This window comes from Parabacteroides vesiculifaciens (genome assembly GCF_049860805.1).
Lineage (GTDB): Bacteria > Bacteroidota > Bacteroidia > Bacteroidales > Tannerellaceae > Parabacteroides.
The window spans coordinates 4,853,601-4,876,549 of record NZ_CP187555.1 but is presented as its reverse complement, the minus strand read 5'-3'; the positions used below and the strand labels follow the sequence as shown (position 1 = coordinate 4,876,549).

The following is a 22,949-nucleotide window of genomic DNA, read 5'->3' as shown; positions in this document are numbered from 1 at the left end:
AGAACCTCCGACATTGTAAAAGAACTGCCGGTATTGGCCATCCCAAGAGAAAGCGCAGCTTTCTAACAAAGGCCTAAGCGGGTGGGCGTAAAGCGGAGGGTAAAGGCGAAGCGTCCGGAGCCTGCGCTGTCTGAGCGAAGCGAGTTTCGCAGGCGACAGCGGAGCCTTTGCCCGGAGTAGTCCAGACGGTTAAGCCTTGATCTTTTGGTTACTTTTGGATCAAGCCAAAAGTAACGTCAAAAACTTTGCATATCGCAAAGCCTCTTATAGTAGCCATCCAACCCGATCAGCTCCTCATGTCTTCCCCGTTCCACAATCTCCCCTTCATGCATCACGCAAATCTCGTCCGCATTACGGATCGTCGAAAGGCGGTGGGCAATGACGATCGTCGTACGGTTGCGCATCAGGTTTTCCAAAGCCTCCTGCACCAAGCGTTCCGATTCGGTGTCGAGCGCAGAAGTCGCCTCGTCGAGAATCAGGATCGGCGGGTTCTTCAGGATAGCACGTGCGATGCTGATACGCTGACGCTGTCCGCCCGACAGCTTGCCGCCGCGGTCACCGATATTGGTATCATACCCTTCTTCGCTCGCCATAATGAACTCATGCGCATTGGCAATGCGGGCCGCTTCCTGCACCTGTTCGAGCGTAGCCCCATCTACACCAAAAGAAATATTATTAAAGAACGTATCGTTAAAAAGAATCGCCTCCTGGTTGACATTCCCCATCAGGCTACGCAGATCGTACAACGTCGCATCGCGCACATCCGCACCGTCGATCGTTATGCTCCCCTTGTCCACATCATAGAAACGGGGCAGCAAATCCACCAGCGTGCTCTTTCCCGAACCCGACTGTCCGACCAGCGCGACCGTGCGTCCTTTCCGGATCGTCAGGTCAATCCCTTTCAGCACCCATTCATGCTGGTACTTGAACCAGACATCCCGGTAGCAAATACTTTCCGTCAAAGCTATCTGTTTCGGATTCTCAGGATCATTAATATTGCTTTCCGCCTTCAGAATCTTGTCCACACGATCCATAGAGGCAAGCCCCTTCTGGATGGCATAAGACGCCTTGCTCAGATCCTTCGCCGGATTGATTATACTATAAAAAATCACTAAATAATAGATGAAAGTAGAGGCGTCGATCGGACTGTTGCTGCTCAGGATCAGCGTTCCCCCGTACCAAAGGACGATCGCGATCGTAGCCGTCCCCAGAAACTCGCTCATCGGATGCGCCATTTGCTGGCGGCGATAGATGCGGTTCGTCAGCCGGCGGAACGTTTCGTTGCTCTTCTCAAAACGCTCCTGTATCTTCTCTTCCGCATTGAAAGCCTTGATAACGCGCAGGCCGCCCAACGTCTCCTCTATCTGGCTCATCAGATAGCCCCATTGTTGCTGCCCCTCGAACGATTTCCGTTTCAACTTCTTACCGACCTGTCCCATCGCATAACCGGCAATGGGCAACAGGATGAAAACAAAAAGCGTCAACTGCCAACTGATGGCAATCATCCCGATCAGGTAGATCAGGATCAGGATCGGATTCTTAAAGAGCATATCGAGCGAACTCATGATAGAAGTCTCGATCTCGTTCACATCCCCCGATACGCGGGCGATAATATCCCCCTTACGTTCTTCCGAGAAAAAGCCCAAAGGAAGCTCCGTTATCTTGCGGTTGATCTGGTTACGGATGTCACGGACGACACCCGTACGGATTGGGATCATTGTGTAAAAAGCCATATACATCGTCCCGACCTTCAGGAAGGTGGAGACGATTAGGAAAACACCCAATATGATCAGCGTGAAGGAACCGCCTTTCGTCTCGATCATATCAGATACAAACCAAAAGAAGTTGTTTTTCAGCAACTCAGGAGTCGCTTTCCAGGCTTCGAACGAGAAAGGGGCGAATGTCCAGTCTGTATATACATAAGTTTCATCACTGATTTTAAACAGGATATTCAGAATCGGAATAATTAAAGCAAAAGAAAACAAGTTCAAAATAGCGGACAGGATGTTAAATATCACATTCCACACCATAAATTTCTTATAGGGAGGCACAAAGCGCCTCAGTATACGCAGAAAATCCTTCATGTTTGATTGATCGATTGAATTTGGGGCGCAAGTTACTCAATATCCGGCTGATTCCGGGCATCCTCATTATACTTTATTTCATTCATCCTCATTCTTTAGCCGGCAGGTCCCATCCTTTTAGCCCGTTCGATACTTTTTCACAAGTTATCCACCAAGCGGACAACCAATGGAATGCATCAGAAAAGGGAATATATCCTATAGAAAAAGACAAAATATAAGGAAGAGAACGATAAGATATGCAACTATATGCGTTATCTTTGCATCCATATAGTATAAACAAATGCTATAAGAATATGGAAAAGATCTCTACCTCCATCCTGAAAAGTGTCAACTGGTTATTAACTGGGCTACTTGTGCTATTGGGTTTCCCGGCATGCGGCCCGGAAACCGATATGTACGGCTCTCCTTATTCAAAGTTCACGATCAAGGGAAAAGTGATAAATGAAAGCAATGTCCCCATTCCTCAGATCCAGATTCGTTCCCCTTACGGAGAATGTGTCTCTTATGTAGACACATTCTATACCGATAGCAAAGGAAAGTTCAGCTACTCATTCGACGGCTTTTACAGAAGTGAAAATGTCCCGCTACTACTCTCAGACATCGATGGAGAGCAGAATGGAGGCAGCTACGCCCCGGACAGCGTATCGGTATCTTTCAAAGATGCGGATATAACAGGAGGAGACGGCGGTTGGTATTTGGGAGAAGCGACAAAGGAGATAACCATCGTACTTAAAGAAAAGAAAGATAATGAATAAACGCCCTGGATTACGCAAACGACTTGCATTGGAGTTATTCAGAAGCATCCGGAAGAACCGGGCCAAGATACATGAATTGCGTACGCTCTTTTGGGAGTGTACGCTTCGTTGTAATGCCTCCTGCCTCCATTGCGGAAGCGACTGTCATGTTTCGTCAGCACATCCGGATATGCCGGTCGAAGATTTCCTGAAAGTGATAGACGAAATCACGCCTCATGTGGACCCGCATAAGGTGATGATCACCTTTACCGGCGGAGAGGCATTGGTCCGTAAAGATATCGAAGTATGCGGACGGGAACTGAACAAACGTGAATATCCCTGGGGAATCGTCTCCAACGGATTGCTGCTTACCCGCGAACGGCTGGACTCTCTGTTGGCAGCCGGTATGCACTCCATCACCATCAGCCTCGACGGTTTCGAAGAAGCGCACAACTGGCTCAGGGGAAACCGCCGGAGTTTCGAAGGTGCAGTCAATGCCATTGCGATGCTGGCGGAAGAAAAGGAGATCGTCTGGGATGTCGTGACCTGCGTCAACCAGAAAAACTTCAAAGATCTGATGCTCTTCAAAGAGTTCCTGATCGAAATGGGTGTCAAGAACTGGCGCATCTTCACCATTTTCCCGGTTGGCCGGGCTGCAGAAACGCCGGAGTTGCAGATCGATGACCAGCAGTTCACCTGGGTGCTGCGTTTCATACGACATTGCCGTGCAGAAGGAAAGATACATGTCAACTTTGCCTGCGAAGGTTTCCTCGGCAACTATGAAGGGGAAGTGCGCGACCAGATTTTCCACTGCGATGCGGGTGTCAGCACGGCATCGGTACTGATCGACGGATCGATATCCGGCTGTCCGAGCATCCGTGCCAACTTCCACCAGGGAAATATCTACAAAGACAGCTTTGTAGACGTATGGAACAATGGCTTCAAGGAATATCGCAACCGGGAATGGGCACGCAAAGGCCAGTGTGCCGACTGTGATATGTTCCGCTATTGCGAAGGAAACGGGATGCATCTACATGATGACAACGGCGACCTGATCACCTGCCATTACAGGAGGATCGACAATTAAAAACGGACTATCGACAATTACTTTTTCCTCTTAATTGTCAATTGTTCATTGTCATTTGTCCATTGTTTCCTATCTTTACCCTCGTAAACTAAAAACATCAATCATTTCATGAAAAATGCTCTTATCCTATCGGCCTTGCTGACATTGGGGCCGGTCTGCCAAGCTCAACAGACAGAAAAGTATCCTTTGGGCAATTATGAGGAACTGACAGACACCAAGCCGCACGACGGAGTGGAAGTCTGGAACAAAATGACAACGCCAACCTGCCTCAGCTGGGGAACAACGGATATCCGCTACAAAAAGCTGAATGTCCCCGACATCAAGAAGACAACCCGCTGGCAAGGAAAAGCCTGGAAAGGGGAACGTATCCATGCACAGGCCGTGCTGTGGACAAAAGAAGCGTTGGACGATGCGACGGTCACCGTCAGCGATCTGAAAAACGGCTCTGCCGTAATCCCGGCTTCTGCCGTCACGACAAACTTCGTCCGCTACGTCATGACCGACGAACTGAACAAAGACCGCAAAGGCGGTTGCGGACATCGCCAGAACAAAGCCGAATGGGATTCATCCGTCGTAGCCGATGTGTTGGATATCGTAAAGATACAGGATATCAAAGCCTGCACGACGCAACCGATCTGGTTGAACGTATGGGTTCCGTCCGATGCACGTGCAGGAAAATACAAAGGGACGCTGACCGTTTCGGGAAAGAATTTCCAGGATATGAAACTCCAGGTGGAGATCGACGTGCTTAACCGTACGCTGCCGGCTCCGCAAGACTGGGCTTTCCACTTGGACTTGTGGCAAAATCCCTACTCCGTAGCGCGCTACTATCAGGTTCCACTTTGGAGCAAGGAACATTTCGATGCTATGCTCCCGATCATGAAGATGTTGGCGAATGCCGGACAACGGGCCATCACGACCAGCATCATGCACAAACCTTGGGCCGGACAGACAGAAGACCATTACGACAGTATGGTCACCCGCATCAAGAAGATCGATGGAACATGGGTGTACGACTATACCGTATTCGACAAATGGGTGGAATTCATGATGAACGAAGTGGGCATCAAGGACCTGATCAGTTGCTACACTATGATCCCTTGGGCGCTCAGTTTCGACTACTTCGACCAGGCGACCAACCGCGTGCAGTTTATCGAAGCAAAACCGGGCGATCCCGAATATGCCGAATATTGGGGCACTTTCCTGAAAGACTTCTCCCGCCACCTGCGTGAAAAGGGCTGGTTCGAAAAGACCGCCATCTCGATGGACGAACGTCCTATGGAAGCTATGCGCGAAGCGATCAAGGTGATCAAAGAGGCTGATCCTGAATTTAAGATCACACTGGCCGGCAACTATCACCCGGAAATCCAGTCCGACCTGTATTACCTGGCTATCCCTTACGGTCACAAATTCCCGGCCGATGTGAAAGCTGAACGCGATCGCAAAGGACAGATCAGCACCGTCTATACTTGCTGTGCGGAAGCCTTCCCGAACACCTTCACTTTCTCCGATCCTGCCGAAGCTCCCTGGACGGCTCTGCATGCCATCGCCGGAGGCTATGACGGTTACCTGCGCTGGGCCGTGAACAGCTGGACGGCCGATCCTCTCCGCGACTCCCGTTTCCGTACCTGGGCTGCCGGCGATACCTACAGCATCTATCCGGGTCCCCGCAGCAGCATCCGCTTCGAACGCTTTGTCGAAGGCATCCAGGATTGCGAGAAAGTCCGCATCCTCCGCGAAGAACTGAAAGCCAAAGGCGCTAAAGGCAAGCTGGAGAAACTGAACAAAGCAGTTGCCAAATTCACCCCGGAAGGTCTGTCCGAAACGCAACAGTCGGTTGCTGAAATGGTGAACGATCTGAATAAATTGCTGAATTCTTTGTAAACAACTCCGCATATCCAGACTATAAAAAATCCCTTTGGAGACAAGGCTAAACCTGTCCAAAGGGATTTTTATTTCAAAATTTCTTTAGATCCCCAGACTCGATATACAGCGAAAACTTCGTTCGCAGTTTACTTCCATTATAATTCAACATAACTATTTGATAATGCTTATCAGCAAGAAAAGGGGTAGTTATCCGTCCGTAAACAGATGCCTACTTGTTCCGGAAAAGGTATGCACCTTTCCAGAGATAGGTCGGCACCTTTTGACCGATAACCTATAGGTTATAAAATATAGCCCTAAGGCCATTTTTTATAGCTTCTGTCCCATATATAGGTGCACTTATAAGTAGTTTTATGTAGTTCACATCACTTACAACTTATTGAATATAGGCAAGTTGCAGTGAACCCTGTGAAAGCCGGTGGATTAAGAGGGGATTGCGGAGGCGCTAACTTTTGCCGAATAAAATGCAGCCTTCACAGTGTTCACTGCAAACCACTGTCTATAAATTATTTACAGACGTTGTGAAGGTGAGTTCCAAAACAAAAACACCCGTAAAGGGGCTTTTTACCTTAATCAAAACTCTCAACCGGAGCGCCTGTCCGAAACGGCAATGCTTTACATCCGCGACAACAAACGGACGGACTGCTACAACCATCGGCAAACATCTATCCTCTAAAAAATCATAAAAAAAACCACGGAAAGTGCATGACTCCCGAAGATTCCTTTTATCTTTACAGTATCGGAACCGTTAGCTCAGCTGGTTTAGAGCGCTGCCTTGACAGGGCAGAGGTCGCCGGTTCGAATCCGGCACGGTTCACAAAAAAAGCGCCAATCAGCGCTTTTCTTTTTTTACTTTTCCCGAATAAATATATTAATCGGTGTTCCTGTGAAGTTCCAGTTTTCCCGGATCTTGTTTTCCAGGAAGCGCTTGTATGGATCTTTGATCCATTGCGGCAGGTTACAGAAGAATACAAACGAAGGGACCTGACCGGCAGGAAGCTGCGTGATATATTTGATCTTAATATATTTTCCTTTCCATGCAGGGGGCGGATAGTTCTCGATGATCGGCAGCATCGTTTCGTTCAGTTTGGCTGTCGGAACACGGCGCTGGCGGTTTTCGTACACCTCTTTGGCTGTCTCCAGCACCTTCAGGATACGCTGTTTTGTCAAAGCCGAAATAAACAAGATGGGGAAATCGGTAAATGGAGCCAAACGTTCACGGATCGCATTCGTAAAGGTATCGATCACCTTCTGACTTTTATCTTCCACCAAATCCCATTTGTTTACACATACAACCAGACCTTTCTTATTCTTCTGGACCAGAGAGAAGATATTAAGGTCCTGGCTTTCGATGCCTCGGGTGGCATCCAGCATCAACACGCAGACATCCGAGTTCTCGATGGCACGAATCGAACGGATCACGGAATAGTATTCCAGATCCTCGTTCACCTTACCCTTTTTACGGATACCGGCCGTATCAACCAGATAGAAATTCAGGCCGAACTTGTTGTATTTCGTGTAAATGGAATCGCGGGTCGTACCGGCAATATCCGTTACAATATGGCGATCTTCACCGATAAAAGCGTTGATCAAAGAAGATTTGCCTGCATTCGGACGGCCGATGACGGCGATACGGGGCAGCTCTTCTTCGAGCACCTCCGGCTTGTCATCCGGAAGCGTAGCAACAATCTTATCCAACAAATCGCCGGAACAAGAACCGTTGATGGCAGAGACACAGAACGGGTCGCCTAATCCCAATGAATAGAATTCGGCAGAAGAGGGATGCAGCTCGAAGTTATCCGCTTTGTTGGCCACAACAATCACGGGCTTCTTGGCACGACGCAAGATGGCGGCAACTTCGTTATCCAAATCCGTCACACCGTTCACCACGTCTACGACAAACAAGATCACGTCGGCCTCTTCAAGGGCGACTTTTACCTGCTTGTTTATCTCTTCTTCAAAAACATCATCCGAATTAATCACCCATCCGCCGGTGTCAATCAGCGAAAATTCTTTACCTGTCCACTCTACCTTGCCGTATTGACGGTCGCGGGTAGTGCCTGCTTCCTCGTTGACAATCGCCTGGCGCGTCTGTGTCAAACGGTTGAAGAGGGTGGACTTTCCTACGTTGGGTCTACCAACTATTGCAACAATATTTCCCATAAACAACTTTTTCTGTCTGTGCTGTTAATTAATCCAGCTGATAACCGAAGTTCTTCAGCATGTTGTCCCGGTTACGCCAGTCTTTTTCTACTTTGACGAACATTTCCAGGAAAACCTTCTTATCAAAGAAGCGTTCGATATCCTTACGGGCCATAGCACCTACCTTTTTCAATGCCTGGCCACGATGCCCGATGATGATTCCTTTTTGGGAATCGCGTTCAACAATAATGAGCGCTTTGATATGAATCAGCTCGGCTTCTTCTTTAAACAGCTCAACAACGACTTCTACCGCATACGGGATCTCTTTCTGATAATACAGGAGGATCTTCTCGCGAATGATCTCCGTCACAAAGAAACGGGCCGGCTTATCGGTAAGCGCATCTTTCTCGAAATAGGGAGGAGATTCAGGCATCAGATCTTCCACCCTGTGTTTCACGTAATCTATATTAAAATTCGAAAGGGCGGAGATCGGGATGATCTCGGCTTTCGGAAGAAGTTCCTTCCATTCCGCTACCAGCTTTTCCAACTCCGGCTGGGTAGTCGTATCGATCTTGTTGATCAGCAACAGGACCGGGCATTCCATCTTCCGGACCTTCTGGAGAAATTCTTCATTCTTGTCGATCTTTTCGACGACATCGGTTACATAAAGCAGCACATCGGCATCACCAAGTGCCGACTGCGAGAAATTAAGCATAGACTCCTGCAGCTTATAATTCGGATGCAGGACTCCCGGCGTGTCAGAATACACAATCTGCATATCTGCGGTATTCACGATTCCCATAATACGGTGCCGTGTCGTCTGCGCTTTCGAAGTGATGATCGAGATACGCTCTCCCACCAAACGGTTCATCAACGTAGACTTTCCGACATTCGGATTACCGACAATATTAACAAAGCCGGACTTATGCTTGTTTTCCATCATATCCCCATTTAAGATAAATTGCACCCCAGGTAAAACCGGCGCCAAAAGCGGCAAGGATCAGGTTATCGCCTTTCTTCAGCTTGTCTTCCCACTCCCAGAGGCAGATAGGAATTGTTCCGGCACTGGTATTTCCGTATTTCTGGATATTGATCATTACCTTTTCCATATCCACGCCCAGACGTTTAGCCGTAGCATCGATGATACGCAAGTTCGCTTGGTGAGGTACGATCCATGAGATATCGTCGTGTGTCAGCCCGTTCCGTTCAGCGATCTCGGCAGCGACATCGGCCATATACGAAACGGCATACTTAAAGACATATTTACCATCCTGGAATACGAAATGTTCGCGATTATCCACCGTCTCGTGTGAAGGAGGATAGGCAGAACCACCGGATTTCATAATCAGATGCGAATAGCCTACACCGTCGGTACGCAGGATTGTATCCATTACGCCTATTTCTTCCGTCGTAGGCTCGAGCAACACAGCCCCGCAGGCATCGCCGAACAAGGGGCAGGTGGAACGGTCCTGATAGTCCGTAATAGCGGTCATTTTATCGCCGGCCACTACGACTACTTTCTTATATCGTCCCGAACGAATATAGCTTGCACCTGTTTCCAGTGCATACAAAAAACCGGCACAAGCTCCCTGCAAATCGAAAGTCATTGCATTCTTGCAACCGGTATGGTAGGCTATGATAGAAGAAGTGGTCGGGAAATGATGGTCAGGCGTAGTTGTAGCCGTGAGGATCACTTCTATCTCTTCCGGGTTCACATTCGTTTTTTCGAGTAACTGCTTCACAGCCCGTGTACCCATATATGAGGTACCCATGCCCTCACCTTTCAAAATTCGGCGTTCTTTGATACCAACACGCGTCATGATCCATTCATCCGTCGTATCTACCAACTTCGAAATATCTTCGTTTGTCAATACATCTTCGGGAACGTATCCGCCTACACCTGTTATTACCGCATTTATCTTATCCATATCTTTAAAAATAAAAGGACTATATATCCCAATTAAAAAAAAGCCCTAAAAATACTTTTAGGGCTATTTCTTTGTTTATCCAAACTTGACAGTTCAGGATAAACTTACACAGCTGCTTCTTTTTCGATAGCTAACTTACCTCTGTAATAGCCGCATTCGCCGCATACAGTGTGATAAATGTGCCATGCGCCGCAGTTCGGGCAAATAGCCATTGTGGGAGCGACAGCCTTGTCATGAGTTCTTCTCTTGGCTGTTCTTGTCTTACCTTGTCTTCTTTTAGGATGTGCCATGTTTTAATTTATTTAATTGTTATCATTCTCAAGTAAACCTTTCAGACCATCCCATCTCGGATCTGTTGCCACAGGTACGTCGTCGTCAATCGTGATGTCTTCTTCCACGCTATCGTCTTCGTACTCTTCATCTCCGTCGTCAGTGCTTCTGGCAGTATGCTTTTTCAGCTTGGACGACATAGCCTTATTGCATTTTCCAGGAGCATGCACATGCTTCATAGGAATAGCCAATGCAATAAATTCATACAGGAACCACGCGAGGTTAATAGCACCTTCATCTTCCGGTATGACCACTACTTCGTCGCTTTCTTCGGCATATTCTTTACCGAACTTTACTACCAGACGATTGTGTGTGTCGATTGGAATTTCCATATCGTCCAAACATCTGTCGCACGGAACCATAACAACACCATCTATCTGAAAGTTCATTTCAAACATCATGGACGACCGTTTAACCGTGAGGTGAACCTTCACTTTGCCCTTCTGGACCTGGTCTCCATCGATGTCCACAAAAAACTTATTCTCCAATAAATACTCGAATTCGTGTACTCCTGGAGTGAGATTTTTCAAATCTACATTATATAATTTAAACTTTCCCAAAGCCTTTTAGTGTAAAAACCTTGCAAAGGTACGAAAAAACTAAACACAAATGCAATACCTTCGCAGTTATTTTTTATTATCTAAGATTTTAGCCTTTATATTTCCGAAGCTCTATTCGGAAAGTCGTGCCTTTGCCTGCTTCCGAGCTCTTTACAAATATCTTTCCGCCATGATAGGATTCGATGATACGCTTTACCAATGACAATCCCAATCCCCAACCGCGCTTCTTGGTCGTATAACCGGGATTGAATACGGTTTTGAACTTAGATTTGGCAATACCTTTTCCCGTATCGGTCACGTCGATGCGGACGACCTTATCGCGCTCCTCCACCTGGAAAGTGATCTCGCCTTGTCCTTCCATCGCATCGACTGCATTTTTAGTCAGATTCTCAATTACCCAGGCAAAAAGGGAGTCATTCATCAACACCGGAACCGGTGTATCGACGAGATGCGTATAGATCTTGACCTTTGAAGAAATACGCGTACTCATATAGCTTAAAGCCGAACGGATGGAATTATTGATATCCACGGGAACCGGGTCCGGATTGGAACCGATCTTGGAAAAACGCTCCGCGATTGTTTCCAGACGCTTCACATCTTTCTCCATCTCGTTCAAGAGGGAAGGATCCATATCTTTTGTCCGCAGATACTCCACCCAGGCTATCAGAGACGAAATAGGCGTTCCCAATTGATGAGCCGTCTCTTTTGATAGCCCAACCCAGACTTTATTCTGTTCGGCCTTTTTCGTACTTGCAAGCGCCAGAAAAGCGATCACGATAAAGACGAATACAACCGTGAGTTGTGCATATGGATAAATCAACAATCGTTTCAGGATAATGGAGTCGTCATAATAAACATATTGGAAAGTTCCATCCTCCATATCGATCACAATCGTATTCTTGCTTTTCAGCTCCTTTACCTTTGCTCTCTTAAAGTCCTCCACATCATTTTCAGGGAAGTTTATATTCTTTACGAACATGATGCTGTCCGCGTCATTACAAAGCACAACCGGGATAGTCGTATTTCCTTCGAGAATTTTCAAAACAAGGGACAAATCCACAGCCGTATTCTTGCTTGCCGTCAACCGGGTAGCTTCAGCCCACACTTCCATCTTCTGACGCTCCTCCTGGGCCAGATTTTTAATCAGCATATCAGAAACAACAAGTGAAGCAATCGCAATCAGGATAGCCGTAAAAATAAACACAAATTTCAGCCGTTGGCGGGAATCATATATACTTTTCATATCGAAATATTCAGTCAATATATATTGAACGAGGAAGATTGAGGAATATTATACTAAGAAAAGATTAGAGGCATAAAAATACCGACAGTCCACCGACCTTCTTAAACGAAGAAAGCCGACCCAAAACTGGATCGGCTTTCTTGCTCTAAAACGGCGGCTATCTACTCTCCCACTTTTACGCAGTACCATCGACGTGGTTGGGCTTAACTTCTCTGTTCGGAATGGGAAGAGGTGGATCCCCAACGCTATAACCACCTTAATATCTTTTTTTCTTATATATTAAGATTTTTGACTGGACAACCCCAAGGATTTGTCTTGTAACTCTTATGTTCTTTTCAAGCATACTGCCTATATAGCAACCCTTACATGATTTGAAAGTCCCGGGCTATTAGTACTACTCGGCTTCGACATTACTGCCCTTACACCTGTAGCCTATCTACGTCGTAGTCTACAACGACCCTTGAGGGATATCTCATCTTGAGGCTGGCTTCGTACTTAGATGCTTTCAGCACTTATCCAATCCAGACTTAGATACCCGGCGGTGCTCCTGGCGGAACAACCGGTAAACCAGTGGTCTGTCCAACACGGTCCTCTCGTACTAGTGTCAGAGCCCCTCAAATATCCTACGCCCACGATAGATAGAGACCGAACTGTCTCACGACGTTCTGAACCCAGCTCGCGTGCCACTTTAATGGGCGAACAGCCCAACCCTTGGGACCTTCTCCAGCCCCAGGATGTGACGAGCCGACATCGAGGTGCCAAACCGCTCCGTCGATATGAGCTCTTGGGAGCGATCAGCCTGTTATCCCCGGAGTACCTTTTATCCTTTGAGCGATGGCCCTTCCATGCGGAACCACCGGATCACTATGCTCTAGTTTCCTACCTGATCGACTTGTGAGTCTCCCAGTCAAGCACCCTTATGCCATTACACTCTACGACCGGTTACCAATCGGTCTGAGGGTACCTTTAGAAGCCTCCGTTACTCTTTTGGAGGCGACCACCCCAGTCAAACTACCCACCATACAGTGTCCTCTTTTCCAAGAGTTAGAACTCAAACAATCAAAGGGCCGTATTTCAACGGCGACTCCACAAACACTGGCGTGCCTGATTCATTGTCTCCGGCCTATCCTACACATCAATTGCCCAAATTCAATGTAAAGCTATAGTAAAGGTTCACGGGGTCTTTTCGTCCCATCGCGGGTAATCGGCATCTTCACCGATACTACAATTTCACCGAGCTCACGGTTGAGACAGTGTCCAGATCATTACACCATTCGTGCAGGTCGGAACTTACCCGACAAGGAATTTCGCTACCTTAGGACCGTTATAGTTACGGCCGCCGTTTACTGGGGCTTCAATTCAAACCTTCTCTTGCGATAAGCTCTCCTCTTAACCTTCCAGCACCGGGCAGGTGTCAGGCTGTATACTTCATATTTCTATTTCGCACAGCCATGTGTTTTTGTTAAACAGTTGCCTGGACCTATTCTCTGCGCCCAGCCTTACAGCTGGGACCCTTTATCCCGAAGTTACAGGGTCAATTTGCCTAGTTCCTTAACCGTGAATCACTCGAGCGCCTCAGTATTTTCAACCCAACTACGTGTGTCCGTTTACGGTACGGGTACTTTATGAATATGCTTAGCGGATTTTCTAGGGAGCCTGATTACATCCATATTGCCTTGTACAAGTACTCGGCATACTGTCAGGTTCAACTCTCGGGGCGGATTTGCCTACCCCGATCGACGCCTACACCCTTCAACCATCTATTCCGTCAGATGGCAGGACTGTCACTTCTCCGTCTCCACATCGCTCCATAAAGTAGTATGGGAATATTAAACCATTCTTCCATCGGAATCGCCGTTCGGCTTATCCTTAGGTCCCGACTTACCCTGATCCGATTAACGTTGATCAGGAAACCTTAGTCTTTCGGCGAGGGAGTTTCTCACTCCCTTTATCGTTACTTATACCTACATTTGCTTTTCCATGCGCTCCAGCAACGGTTATCCCTTACCTTCGACGCACATGGAATGCTCCCCTACCATGTATTACTACATCCATAGCTTCGGTAAACAGTTTATGCCCGAGTATTATCCACGCCAGACTCCTCGACTAGTGAGCTGTTACGCACTCTTTAAATGAATGGCTGCTTCCAAGCCAACATCCTAGCTGTCTCTGCAGTCTGACTTCGTTAGTTCAACTTAACTGTTATTTGGGGACCTTAGCTGATGGTCTGGATTCTTCTCCTCTCGGACGCGGACCTTAGCACCCGCGCCCTCACTCCTTATCAATATATAGCACGCATTCGGAGTTTATCTGGACTTGATAGGCGGTGAAGCCCTCGCATCCAATCAGTCGCTCTACCTCATACTATACTTAATAAAGGCTGCACCTAAATGCATTTCGGGGAGTACGAGCTATCTCCAAGTTTGATTAGCCTTTCACCCCTACCCTCAGTTCATTGGAACACTTTTCAACGTATACCCATTCGGACCTCCAGTTAGTGTTACCTAACCTTCATCCTGACCAAGGGTAGATCACTTGGTTTCGCGTCTACTCCCTCCGACTATGGCGCCCTATTCAGACTCGCTTTCGCTTCGGCTCCGGACCTGAAGTCCTTAACCTTGCCGGAGAAAGTAACTCGTAGGTTCATTATGCAAAAGGCACGCCGTCACATCTTACGATGCTCCGACCGCTTGTAGGCAGACGGTTTCAGGGACTATTTCACTCCTCTGTTCGAGGTGCTTTTCACCTTTCCTTCACAGTACTGGTTCGCTATCGGTCTCTCGGGAGTATTTAGCCTTACGGGATGGGCCCCGTAGATTCACACAGAATTTCTCGTGCTCCGCGCTACTCAGGATACCACTAAGCTTCGTCAAGGAGTCGTATACCGGGCTATCACCGTCTATGGCCATCTTTTCCAAGATATTCTACTTCCTTAATTTCTTGCTACGCCGTGGTCCTACAACCCCGACAATGCCTAAACATTGACGGTTTGGGCTATTCCGCGTTCGCTCGCCACTACTTGCGGAATCACTTTTGTTTTCTTCTCCTATGGGTACTTAGATGTTTCAGTTCCCCACGTTCGCTTTCCTTACGGAATGGCTGGCCTTCAACCAGCCGGGTTGCCCCATTCGGAAATCCCGGGATCAATGGTTATTTGCACCTACCCCAGGCTTATCGCAGCTTATCACGTCCTTCATCGCCTCCGAGAGCCAAGGCATCCACCGTCTGCCCTTACTTACTTTCTTTATCACTGACACTTGACGGATTCGCAATTTTGCAATTACTTATCCATCGCGCGTCGGATTGATATATCTTCAGTTTGCTCTTATTTATTCGTTACTTAACTTTTTTGAAGTTGTCCAATACGTCAAAGATCTTTTGTTTAATGAATAATTAATAATTAATAATTAAAAACCACTCATCTCATGTGGAGAATAACGGATTCGAACCGTTGACCCTCTGCGTGCAAGGCAGATGCTCTAGCCAGCTGAGCTAATCCCCCGTATAACAGGTGAAAGTGGACAAGGAAAAGTGGACAGTTTCTTAACTTTCAACTTTCAACTCTTAACTTTCAACTTCATAAGTAGTCCCAGGCAGAGTTGAACTGCCGACCTCTACATTATCAGTGTAGCGCTCTAACCAACTGAGCTATAGGACTGTCAACTGTTGTGTTGCCTGAGAGTTTCTCATCTCAGCTTCATCTTTCTCTTTACTGGTTGTCCAGTTTTAAGATCATATATGAATACATATTCAACCGTAGTACACGAGAACTACATACTTGTCATTCTCCTACTTTAACCAGATTCAAGCTCCAGAAAGGAGGTGTTCCAGCCGCACCTTCCGGTACGGCTACCTTGTTACGACTTAGCCCCAGTCACCAGTTTTACCCTAGGCCGATCCTTGCGGTTACGGACTTCAGGTACCCCCGGCTCCCATGGCTTGACGGGCGGTGTGTACAAGGCCCGGGAACGTATTCACCGCGCCATGGCTGATGCGCGATTACTAGCGAATCCAGCTTCACGGAGTCGAGTTGCAGACTCCGATCCGAACTGAGACATGGTTTGGAGATTAGCATCACATCGCTGTGTAGCTGCCCTTTGTCCATGCCATTGTAACACGTGTGTCGCCCCGGATGTAAGGGCCGTGCTGATTTGACGTCATCCCCACCTTCCTCACAGCTTACGCTGGCAGTCTCACCAGAGTCCTCAGCTTCACCTGTTAGTAACTAGTGATAAGGGTTGCGCTCGTTATGGCACTTAAGCCGACACCTCACGGCACGAGCTGACGACAACCATGCAGCACCTCGTAATCAGCTATTGCTAGAAGGCCTCTTTCAAGGCCGGTCCGACTACGTTCAAACCCGGGTAAGGTTCCTCGCGTATCATCGAATTAAACCACATGTTCCTCCGCTTGTGCGGGCCCCCGTCAATTCCTTTGAGTTTCACCGTTGCCGGCGTACTCCCCAGGTGGATTACTTAACGCTTTCGCTGTAGAGCTTACTGTATATCGCAAACTCCTAGTAATCATCGTTTACTGCGTGGACTACCAGGGTATCTAATCCTGTTTGATCCCCACGCTTTCGTGCTTCAGTGTCAGTTATGGTTTAGTAAGCTGCCTTCGCAATCGGAGTTCTGCGTGATATCTATGCATTTCACCGCTACACCACGCATTCCGCCTACCTCAAACACACTCAAGTCTTCCAGTTTCAACGGCAATTTTATGGTTGAGCCACAAACTTTCACCGCTGACTTAAAAAACAACCTACGCACCCTTTAAACCCAATAAATCCGGATAACGCTCGCATCCTCCGTATTACCGCGGCTGCTGGCACGGAGTTAGCCGATGCTTATTCATACGGTACATACAAAACACCACACGTGATGCACTTTATTCCCGTATAAAAGAAGTTTACAATCCATAGAACCTTCTTCCTTCACGCGACTTGGCTGGTTCAGACTCACGTCCATTGACCAATATTCCTCACTGCTGCCTCCCGTAGGAGTTTGGACCGTGTCTCAGTTCCAATGTGGGGGACCTTCCTCTCAGAACCCCTATCCATCGTCGGTTTGGTGGGCCGTTACCCCGCCAACTGCCTAATGGAACGCATGCCTATCTATCAGCGATGAATCTTTAACAAATAGTCCCATGCGGGACCCCTGTTTTATGGGGCATTAATCCGACTTTCGCCGGGCTATTCCCCTCTGATAGGTAAGTTGCATACGCGTTACTCACCCGTGCGCCGGTCGCCGGCAGTGTATTGCTACACCCCGATGCCCCTCGACTTGCATGTGTTAAGCCTGTCGCTAGCGTTCATCCTGAGCCAGGATCAAACTCTTCGTTGTTAAATTGTTTTTTATATCTTCGCTCAGAATCTCGTTATTTTATTGTAGTTCCTTGACGGTATGTTTAGTATTTCTACTACGTCTCTTGTACTACTTGTTGATATGTAAATCTTTCAAAGAACTTGTCGCTGTCGTTTTGCGAACGTGGATGCAAAGATAATAACTTTTTATTTTAACTTCCAAATTTTATCAGAACTTTTTTCAAAAGTTTTTTGTTTCATCATTTAAACACCAGCGTTCTCTCTCGAATGCGGATGCAAAAGTAGTGCTTTACAACATATGCACCAAATATTTCTGCAACTATTTTTTCATCGTTTTGTAACATTTTTACGATAGCTACTGAATAACTGACTGTTACGGGCAAAACTTTTTTCATTTTCCCTACACCCCTATTTTCAGACCCTACGAACGCTTTTATATGCGTATATTTAATGTACGTAAAAATGGTACACAGATAAGAAACAAGCATACATTTGAAATTTTCAAATCATAATTATGAATTGGGGAACTCATTACTATGACGTATCTTTGTCACCATATCAATTATTCACCTAAAAAACTTAATTCTGAAATGGAATCAGTAATGAAAAAAACAATGGCCACGGGCTTTTTGGCTACTTGCGCCGTATCGTTGGCCCTATTTTCTTCGTGCACCAGCGTAGAACCTAATACGCTTACTCCCGAAGAAGTCGCCGATGGTTGGCAACTCCTCTTTGACGGTCAAACATTGAATGGCTGGAAAGATTACAACGGAACCACCCTGACACAACCCTGGCACGTGGTCGACGGATGCATCCAGGCCAAAGGAGACGGCAGCGACGCCAGTGGCTATATCGTAACCGACAAACAGTATGAAAACTTCGAATTATCCTGGGATTGGAAATTATCTAAAGGAGGTAACAGCGGTATGTTATACCATGTAGTCGAACGTCCCCAGTTTGCCGTTCCATACGTTACGGGACCGGAATACCAGCTAATAGACGAACCGAACTTTCCGGAACCGCTGGAAGAATGGCAAAAGTTAGGCGTGGACTACGCTATGCACCTTCCCGACAAGGCAAAGATGAAAGTAAACCCGCAAGGAGAATGGAACAATTCAAAGATCGTATTCGACAACGGGCATGTAGAACATTGGCTGAACGGAGTAAAAATCCTGGAATTCGAAGCCTGGACAGACGACTGGTATGCAAAGAAGAACAGCGGCAAATGGGCGAATGCCCCGGAATACGGCTTGGCAAAGAAAGGTGTCCTTTGTCTGCAGGACCACGGCTACCCCGCTTCTTTCCGCAATATCAAGATCAAAGAACTCCCCCGCAAGACAAAAGAAGTATCACTATTCAACGGTACGGATTTGAAAGGTTGGGAACCCTACGGTACGGAAAAGTGGTATGTAAAAGACGGCTTACTGATCTGCGAAAGCGGTCCGGACAAAAAATACGGCTATCTGGCTACGCGCGATTACTATGACGATTTCGACCTGACAGTGGAATTCAAGCAGGAAGCAGACGGAAACTCCGGCGTGTTCATCCGCTCCTTCATCGAAGAAGATGTTAAAGTAAACGGCTGGCAGGTTGAAGTGGCTCCCAAAGGCCACGACACAGGCGGCATCTACGAATCATACGGACGCGGCTGGCTGATCCAGATCCCGGATGAAAAAGAAAACATCCTGAAAGAAGGTGACTGGAACACCATGCGTATCAAAGTTCAGGGAGACAATGTCCAGACCTGGTTGAACGGTCAGGAGATGGTCAACATCAACGACGAAAAGATCGGAGCCGGACAGGGACGCATTGCCCTGCAAATCCATGATGGAGGCGGTATCAAGGTTCTATGGAGAAACCTGAACGTAAAAACATTATAAGTTCCTATCCTATAAAAAATAACTCCCGCCTCCGAGAATACGGGACGGGAGTTATTTTTTCATCCTCTACGACCATGTCCTTTACGAGGAGACTGGGAGCGTTGCTTCTCGAGATATTGTTTATACTGATCTTCCGTCAGTATCTTTTTTATCTCCGCATCCCGGTCGTTCCGCATGGTTGTCATCTTTTCGCGCATCTTCTGGCGATCCGAATCAGCCTGCTTCTTTTCCGCTTTCATCTTATCTCTGAACTCAGCTTCCACTTTACGGAAATCCGCTGCCTGTTTCTCATTCAATTTCAGATCTGCAATCATCTTTTCACAACGTTGTGCCGGATCACCTCCTTTTTTTGCACTTCGCTTGCCACTTTGGGCAAAAACAGAAACCGAACTAACCAAGAGAACCAAACACAATCCTATTACCTTCTTCATAAACTAATTACCTGTTATTAATATTAAACTTATTTGTTTTTGAAGCGCTTCTGGATAATAGACTTGGAGACGGACGAAAGGTTTAACCCTAAATCAGTGTTATTTTACTATTTAACAATGATTTACTATTGAACCGGTCCACAGGTAATTCCCTCCGCATTCCACTTCAGCAAAAAGAAATTCAGGTTGTTCAGGAAACGTTGATAGTCCTTTTGGGAAATGTCCGTCCATCCTGTCTCGGCATAAGCAGCCAGGCGAGGATAGACTTTCAGGTTCATGCTCTCGACCGTGGGGATAAACTCTCCCCACATCTGGCACCCCAATCCCAGCACTTTCGCTTCCTGCTCTTTGGTCAGACCTGCCGGAACAGGATTAAAGCCATAAGCTTTCTCCAGGGGAATCGACTCATAGGAATAATCCACATAGGTATATACATGATAAGAATTCACGACATCATATCCTTTCTCGATCGTTTTCCGGATAAGAGCCGTATCGCCTTTCCAGAAATGGACGATCGTGCCGGATGCCAACTCTTGTTTTACCTCTTTTGTATCGGTATCAGACTGGTATTCATGCAACTTATCACCTGTAATTTCATTCCAACCCATCATCCTCTTGCCTTTGGAGGCCAACATATTGGAAATTTCATTTGTAAAATAAACCTGAAGTTCGGCCGGAGTTTTGAGATTATGCTTCGCCATATAAGCACGGATCGCCGGAGATTTCTTCCATTGATCATATTTCACTTCATCGCCTCCGATATGGAACACGGCGCCGGGAAAGATCGCAATCACCTCATCCGTCACCTCATCGAAAAATTCCATCACTTTAGGATCGGCCACATTGAAAACTTCATAATGCACACCGAATTTACCCGGCACTTTGATCTGCTTTCCGCTCGTACCCAGCCAGGGATAGGAAGCAATTGCAGCGCTGGCATGTCCCGGCATACTCACTTCCGGCACTATTGTTATGTGGCGTTTAGCCGCATAATCCACAACTTCTTTTAAATCTTCCTGCGTATAAAAACCGCCATGCCGTTTACCATCATATACATCGCTTCCAAAATGGTTGATTTCGGAAGAATCCCTGAAAGCGCCTATTTCCGTCAGTTTCGGATACTTTTTTATTTCGATGCGCCATCCCTGGTCGTTGGTCAAATGCCAATGGAAGACATTCATTTTCAGGTCTGCCATATCATCCAGCAATTGTTTTACCACTTCTTTTCCTTTGAAATAACGCCCTTCGTCCAACATAAAAGCACGCCATGAAAAAGCGGGATAGTCGGTAACAGTCGCTTTCTGCACCACCAACTTGCCGTCTTTTTCTTTGATTACCTGCCGCAGAGTTTGGACACCATTCAAGATGCCGGCAGGGGAATTGGCTTTTATCACGATCTTTCCGGATGTTGCGTCCATGACATAGCCTTCCTTTTTATCCGGCAAAACCGCCGGATCCAATTGCAAGGTTATATCCGCATTTCCGCTACCTTCTTTCAATACGGCATCGGCAGAGAAACCGGAAGACAGATAAGATTGGAGAAGTTGCGCTTCATTCGCCAATTCCACGGGATAGGCGACAAGCGGCTGGATTTTCAATTTGACAAAACCCGGAGTATAGACGATATCCGCGGGCTGGGGAATCACAGCATATTCTTCTACCGGAGGTTCCTGGCAGGAACAAAGAAATGCCAAACAAAAGGAGATCAGAAAACTTGACTTCATAGATATCTGAATTTAAAGTTAGCTCACTGCGATAACCGCATCACAATGAACTACAAAATTAATCTATTTATCCGATAGTCGAAATAAGTATGCACAAAACCGGAGAAAGTGACCTCTATATTTGTCGTTCGGCACGGGAGAAAATCGGCCTTTATTACCGGGAATTTTTAGTTTAGTCGCCGGGGATTCTTATTTTTCCCGACGACTAAATTGATCTTGATAATTGTAAGCCGTATGGCCGATAACCATCAACCATACGGCTCACTACTGTCAATCATTAAACCGATAATTATCAGCCAATAAGGCGCCCGACTTTAAGTTACAAAAAAATGCAGTTCATTGTATTGGTTGTTAGTAATTTATTTTATCAAATACGCCTATTTGGTATATTTCTCATATTTACCATCAACCATCACATCTTTTACTGCATTCAGATAGTCAAAACCATATTTCATATCCGGCAACAAGTAGGCGCCTTCCACCCATTCATTCCAGGCATAAAGCGTGATCAGCTTCGGCTGGTCAGGATGTTTGTCACAATACTCTTTCGCTTTCTGCAAAAAGGCGGCAAAACTTTGGGGGGATTGGTTGAGATGAACGACATCTTTCTGCGTTTTATGAGGGAAACGGGGCGTATCGTCCCAACCGATGGATGCATTCGGAAAATAAGGAATAGAAACCGCTTCATCCCATTTCTGAAGACGATCCTGTGCTTCCGTACCCCAACGGATATAATCTTCGTAGATCGGGCCACCCCAATTATATTGCGTCAAGCTGTTTACGCCCAATTTTTCTATTTGTTTCACACGTTCTTCATTCGGCACACCGCCCGCAATCAATTGAATATGCAAATCCGGGAATCCGGCTTTTTTCACCTCGCTTCTGAAATATTCCAGACCTTTACAGGTTTCTTCCAAACTGCCGAAGGTCTTTATCAGATTATCCAAACTAAAAACGGAAAATACGGGCTTACCCTCCAGTTTCAGATAATTCGGTTGTTTGAAATATTGGTCAATCACGCGTTTCACGACAATACGGAAATTATCCCAATCGATCGCTCCATTCCACAAACGGGAGTTATCTTCTTTATAGCGATGTACATTCCAGTAGTTTCGTGCCACATCATGGTCTGCCCACATAATATAAAAATTCATTTTACGATTATTCTTAGCTTTCAGGAAGCCATCGTTCAAACAACCTTCCAAAAACGGGCCGTTATTGAACCAGTACCAGTCGAATATAAACGTATTCACACCGTGGTCGGTCGCTGCATCGATCCATTTCTCCATTACCTTAGGATCATTGTCCAACTCGTATCCCCACAGCGGAACTTTCGGCTGATAATGTCCTTCAAAACGGGGATTTCCTTTTTTGATAATTTCCCACTCTCCGGTTCCTTCCGGCCATAGCACTTCGTTCCCCATCGGATCGTCGTGGCAGGAAGGCCAGATATAAGCAGCCACATAATACTCGGGAGCAACATTAGCATGAACCTCCTTTTCCCCGTTTTTCTCCGCCTGTACATTCAGACATCCACACATCAATAAACACATGCACACAGTGCAAGACAATAACCAACTCGATTTATTTTTCATAATA

General features: G+C 46.7%; 14 protein-coding genes, 3 tRNA genes and 3 rRNA genes. 5 read left to right on the top strand and 15 right to left on the bottom strand.

From position 1 onward, the window contains the following. Positions 1-236: 236 nt before the first annotated feature. On the bottom strand, positions 237-2,084 hold the full coding sequence (locus ACPYIV_RS19475) for an ABC transporter ATP-binding protein (RefSeq protein WP_425884703.1): 1,848 nt from the start codon (positions 2,082-2,084) through the stop codon (positions 237-239). Positions 2,085-2,377: 293 nt separating this feature from the next. Here ACPYIV_RS19475 and ACPYIV_RS19470 point away from each other — a divergent pair, with 293 nt between their 5' ends. The 4 genes from ACPYIV_RS19470 to ACPYIV_RS19455 all read left to right on the top strand — a co-directional run bounded on the left by ACPYIV_RS19470 (position 2,378) and on the right by ACPYIV_RS19455 (position 6,606). After that, entirely contained in the window at positions 2,378-2,839 is a 462-nt protein-coding gene (locus ACPYIV_RS19470; protein ID WP_299364815.1) for a radical SAM-associated putative lipoprotein, read from the top strand. Continuing rightward, positions 2,832-3,905, top strand: coding sequence for a TIGR04133 family radical SAM/SPASM protein (locus ACPYIV_RS19465; RefSeq protein WP_293740940.1), 1,074 nt, complete (start codon positions 2,832-2,834; stop codon positions 3,903-3,905). The genes ACPYIV_RS19470 and ACPYIV_RS19465 overlap by 8 nt, the downstream gene beginning before the upstream one ends. Before the next feature lie 108 nt (positions 3,906-4,013). Then, positions 4,014-5,789 (top strand): glycoside hydrolase domain-containing protein, encoded by a 1,776-nt coding sequence (locus ACPYIV_RS19460; RefSeq protein WP_425884700.1) that lies wholly within the window; start codon positions 4,014-4,016, stop codon positions 5,787-5,789. A gap of 742 nt (positions 5,790-6,531) precedes the next feature. Continuing rightward, positions 6,532-6,606: transfer RNA gene (locus tag ACPYIV_RS19455), tRNA-Val, on the top strand. Between the two features lie 32 nt (positions 6,607-6,638). On the opposite strand, the gene der is transcribed toward ACPYIV_RS19455, so the two are convergent. The 11 genes from der to ACPYIV_RS19400 all read right to left on the bottom strand — a co-directional run bounded on the left by der (position 6,639) and on the right by ACPYIV_RS19400 (position 17,334). After that, entirely contained in the window at positions 6,639-7,952 is a 1,314-nt protein-coding gene (der, locus tag ACPYIV_RS19450) for a ribosome biogenesis GTPase Der (protein ID WP_299364822.1), read from the bottom strand. Between the two features lie 28 nt (positions 7,953-7,980). Then, positions 7,981-8,871: a GTPase Era gene (era, locus tag ACPYIV_RS19445; protein WP_293734664.1), complete on the bottom strand. Its 891-nt coding sequence runs from the start codon at positions 8,869-8,871 to the stop codon at positions 7,981-7,983. Next, positions 8,855-9,859, bottom strand: coding sequence for a beta-ketoacyl-ACP synthase III (locus ACPYIV_RS19440; RefSeq protein ID WP_293734665.1), 1,005 nt, complete (start codon positions 9,857-9,859; stop codon positions 8,855-8,857). Before ACPYIV_RS19440 ends, era begins: the two co-directional genes overlap by 17 nt. A gap of 104 nt (positions 9,860-9,963) precedes the next feature. Then, complete coding sequence (gene rpmF / locus ACPYIV_RS19435) at positions 9,964-10,149, bottom strand: 50S ribosomal protein L32 (RefSeq protein ID WP_005634607.1); 186 nt, start codon at positions 10,147-10,149, stop codon at positions 9,964-9,966. A 12-nt stretch (positions 10,150-10,161) separates the two neighbouring features. Beyond that, entirely contained in the window at positions 10,162-10,749 is a 588-nt protein-coding gene (locus ACPYIV_RS19430) for a YceD family protein (protein WP_293734666.1), read from the bottom strand. A gap of 88 nt (positions 10,750-10,837) precedes the next feature. Continuing rightward, positions 10,838-11,992 carry a sensor histidine kinase gene (locus ACPYIV_RS19425; RefSeq protein ID WP_293734667.1) on the bottom strand — a complete coding sequence of 385 codons (1,155 nt, stop codon included), beginning with the start codon at positions 11,990-11,992 and terminating at the stop codon, positions 10,838-10,840. 148 nt (positions 11,993-12,140) lie between these two features. Next, a 5S ribosomal RNA gene (rrf, locus tag ACPYIV_RS19420) occupies positions 12,141-12,251 on the bottom strand. A 110-nt stretch (positions 12,252-12,361) separates the two neighbouring features. Then, positions 12,362-15,237 (bottom strand): 23S ribosomal RNA (locus ACPYIV_RS19415). Between the two features lie 183 nt (positions 15,238-15,420). Continuing rightward, positions 15,421-15,494: transfer RNA gene (locus ACPYIV_RS19410), tRNA-Ala, on the bottom strand. Between the two features lie 82 nt (positions 15,495-15,576). Next, positions 15,577-15,650, bottom strand: a tRNA-Ile gene (locus ACPYIV_RS19405). A 157-nt stretch (positions 15,651-15,807) separates the two neighbouring features. After that, positions 15,808-17,334 (bottom strand): 16S ribosomal RNA (locus ACPYIV_RS19400). Together the 16S, 23S and 5S rRNA genes with 2 tRNA genes alongside form the textbook arrangement of a ribosomal RNA operon. A 571-nt stretch (positions 17,335-17,905) precedes the next feature. Here ACPYIV_RS19400 and ACPYIV_RS19395 point away from each other — a divergent pair. Further along, entirely contained in the window at positions 17,906-19,195 is a 1,290-nt protein-coding gene (locus tag ACPYIV_RS19395) for a 3-keto-disaccharide hydrolase (protein WP_293733940.1), read from the top strand. 59 nt (positions 19,196-19,254) lie between these two features. Here the strand turns inward: ACPYIV_RS19395 and ACPYIV_RS19390 are convergent, their stop codons facing one another. From ACPYIV_RS19390 to ACPYIV_RS19380, 3 genes are all read right to left on the bottom strand, one after another. Beyond that, positions 19,255-19,626: a hypothetical protein gene (locus tag ACPYIV_RS19390; protein ID WP_293733939.1), complete on the bottom strand. Its 372-nt coding sequence runs from the start codon at positions 19,624-19,626 to the stop codon at positions 19,255-19,257. 125 nt (positions 19,627-19,751) lie between these two features. Continuing rightward, positions 19,752-21,350: a beta-N-acetylhexosaminidase gene (locus ACPYIV_RS19385; RefSeq protein ID WP_425884692.1), complete on the bottom strand. Its 1,599-nt coding sequence runs from the start codon at positions 21,348-21,350 to the stop codon at positions 19,752-19,754. A 377-nt stretch (positions 21,351-21,727) separates the two neighbouring features. Next, complete coding sequence (locus ACPYIV_RS19380; protein WP_425884690.1) at positions 21,728-22,945, bottom strand: glycoside hydrolase family 99-like domain-containing protein; 1,218 nt, start codon at positions 22,943-22,945, stop codon at positions 21,728-21,730. Between the last annotated feature and the right edge of the window lie 4 nt (positions 22,946-22,949).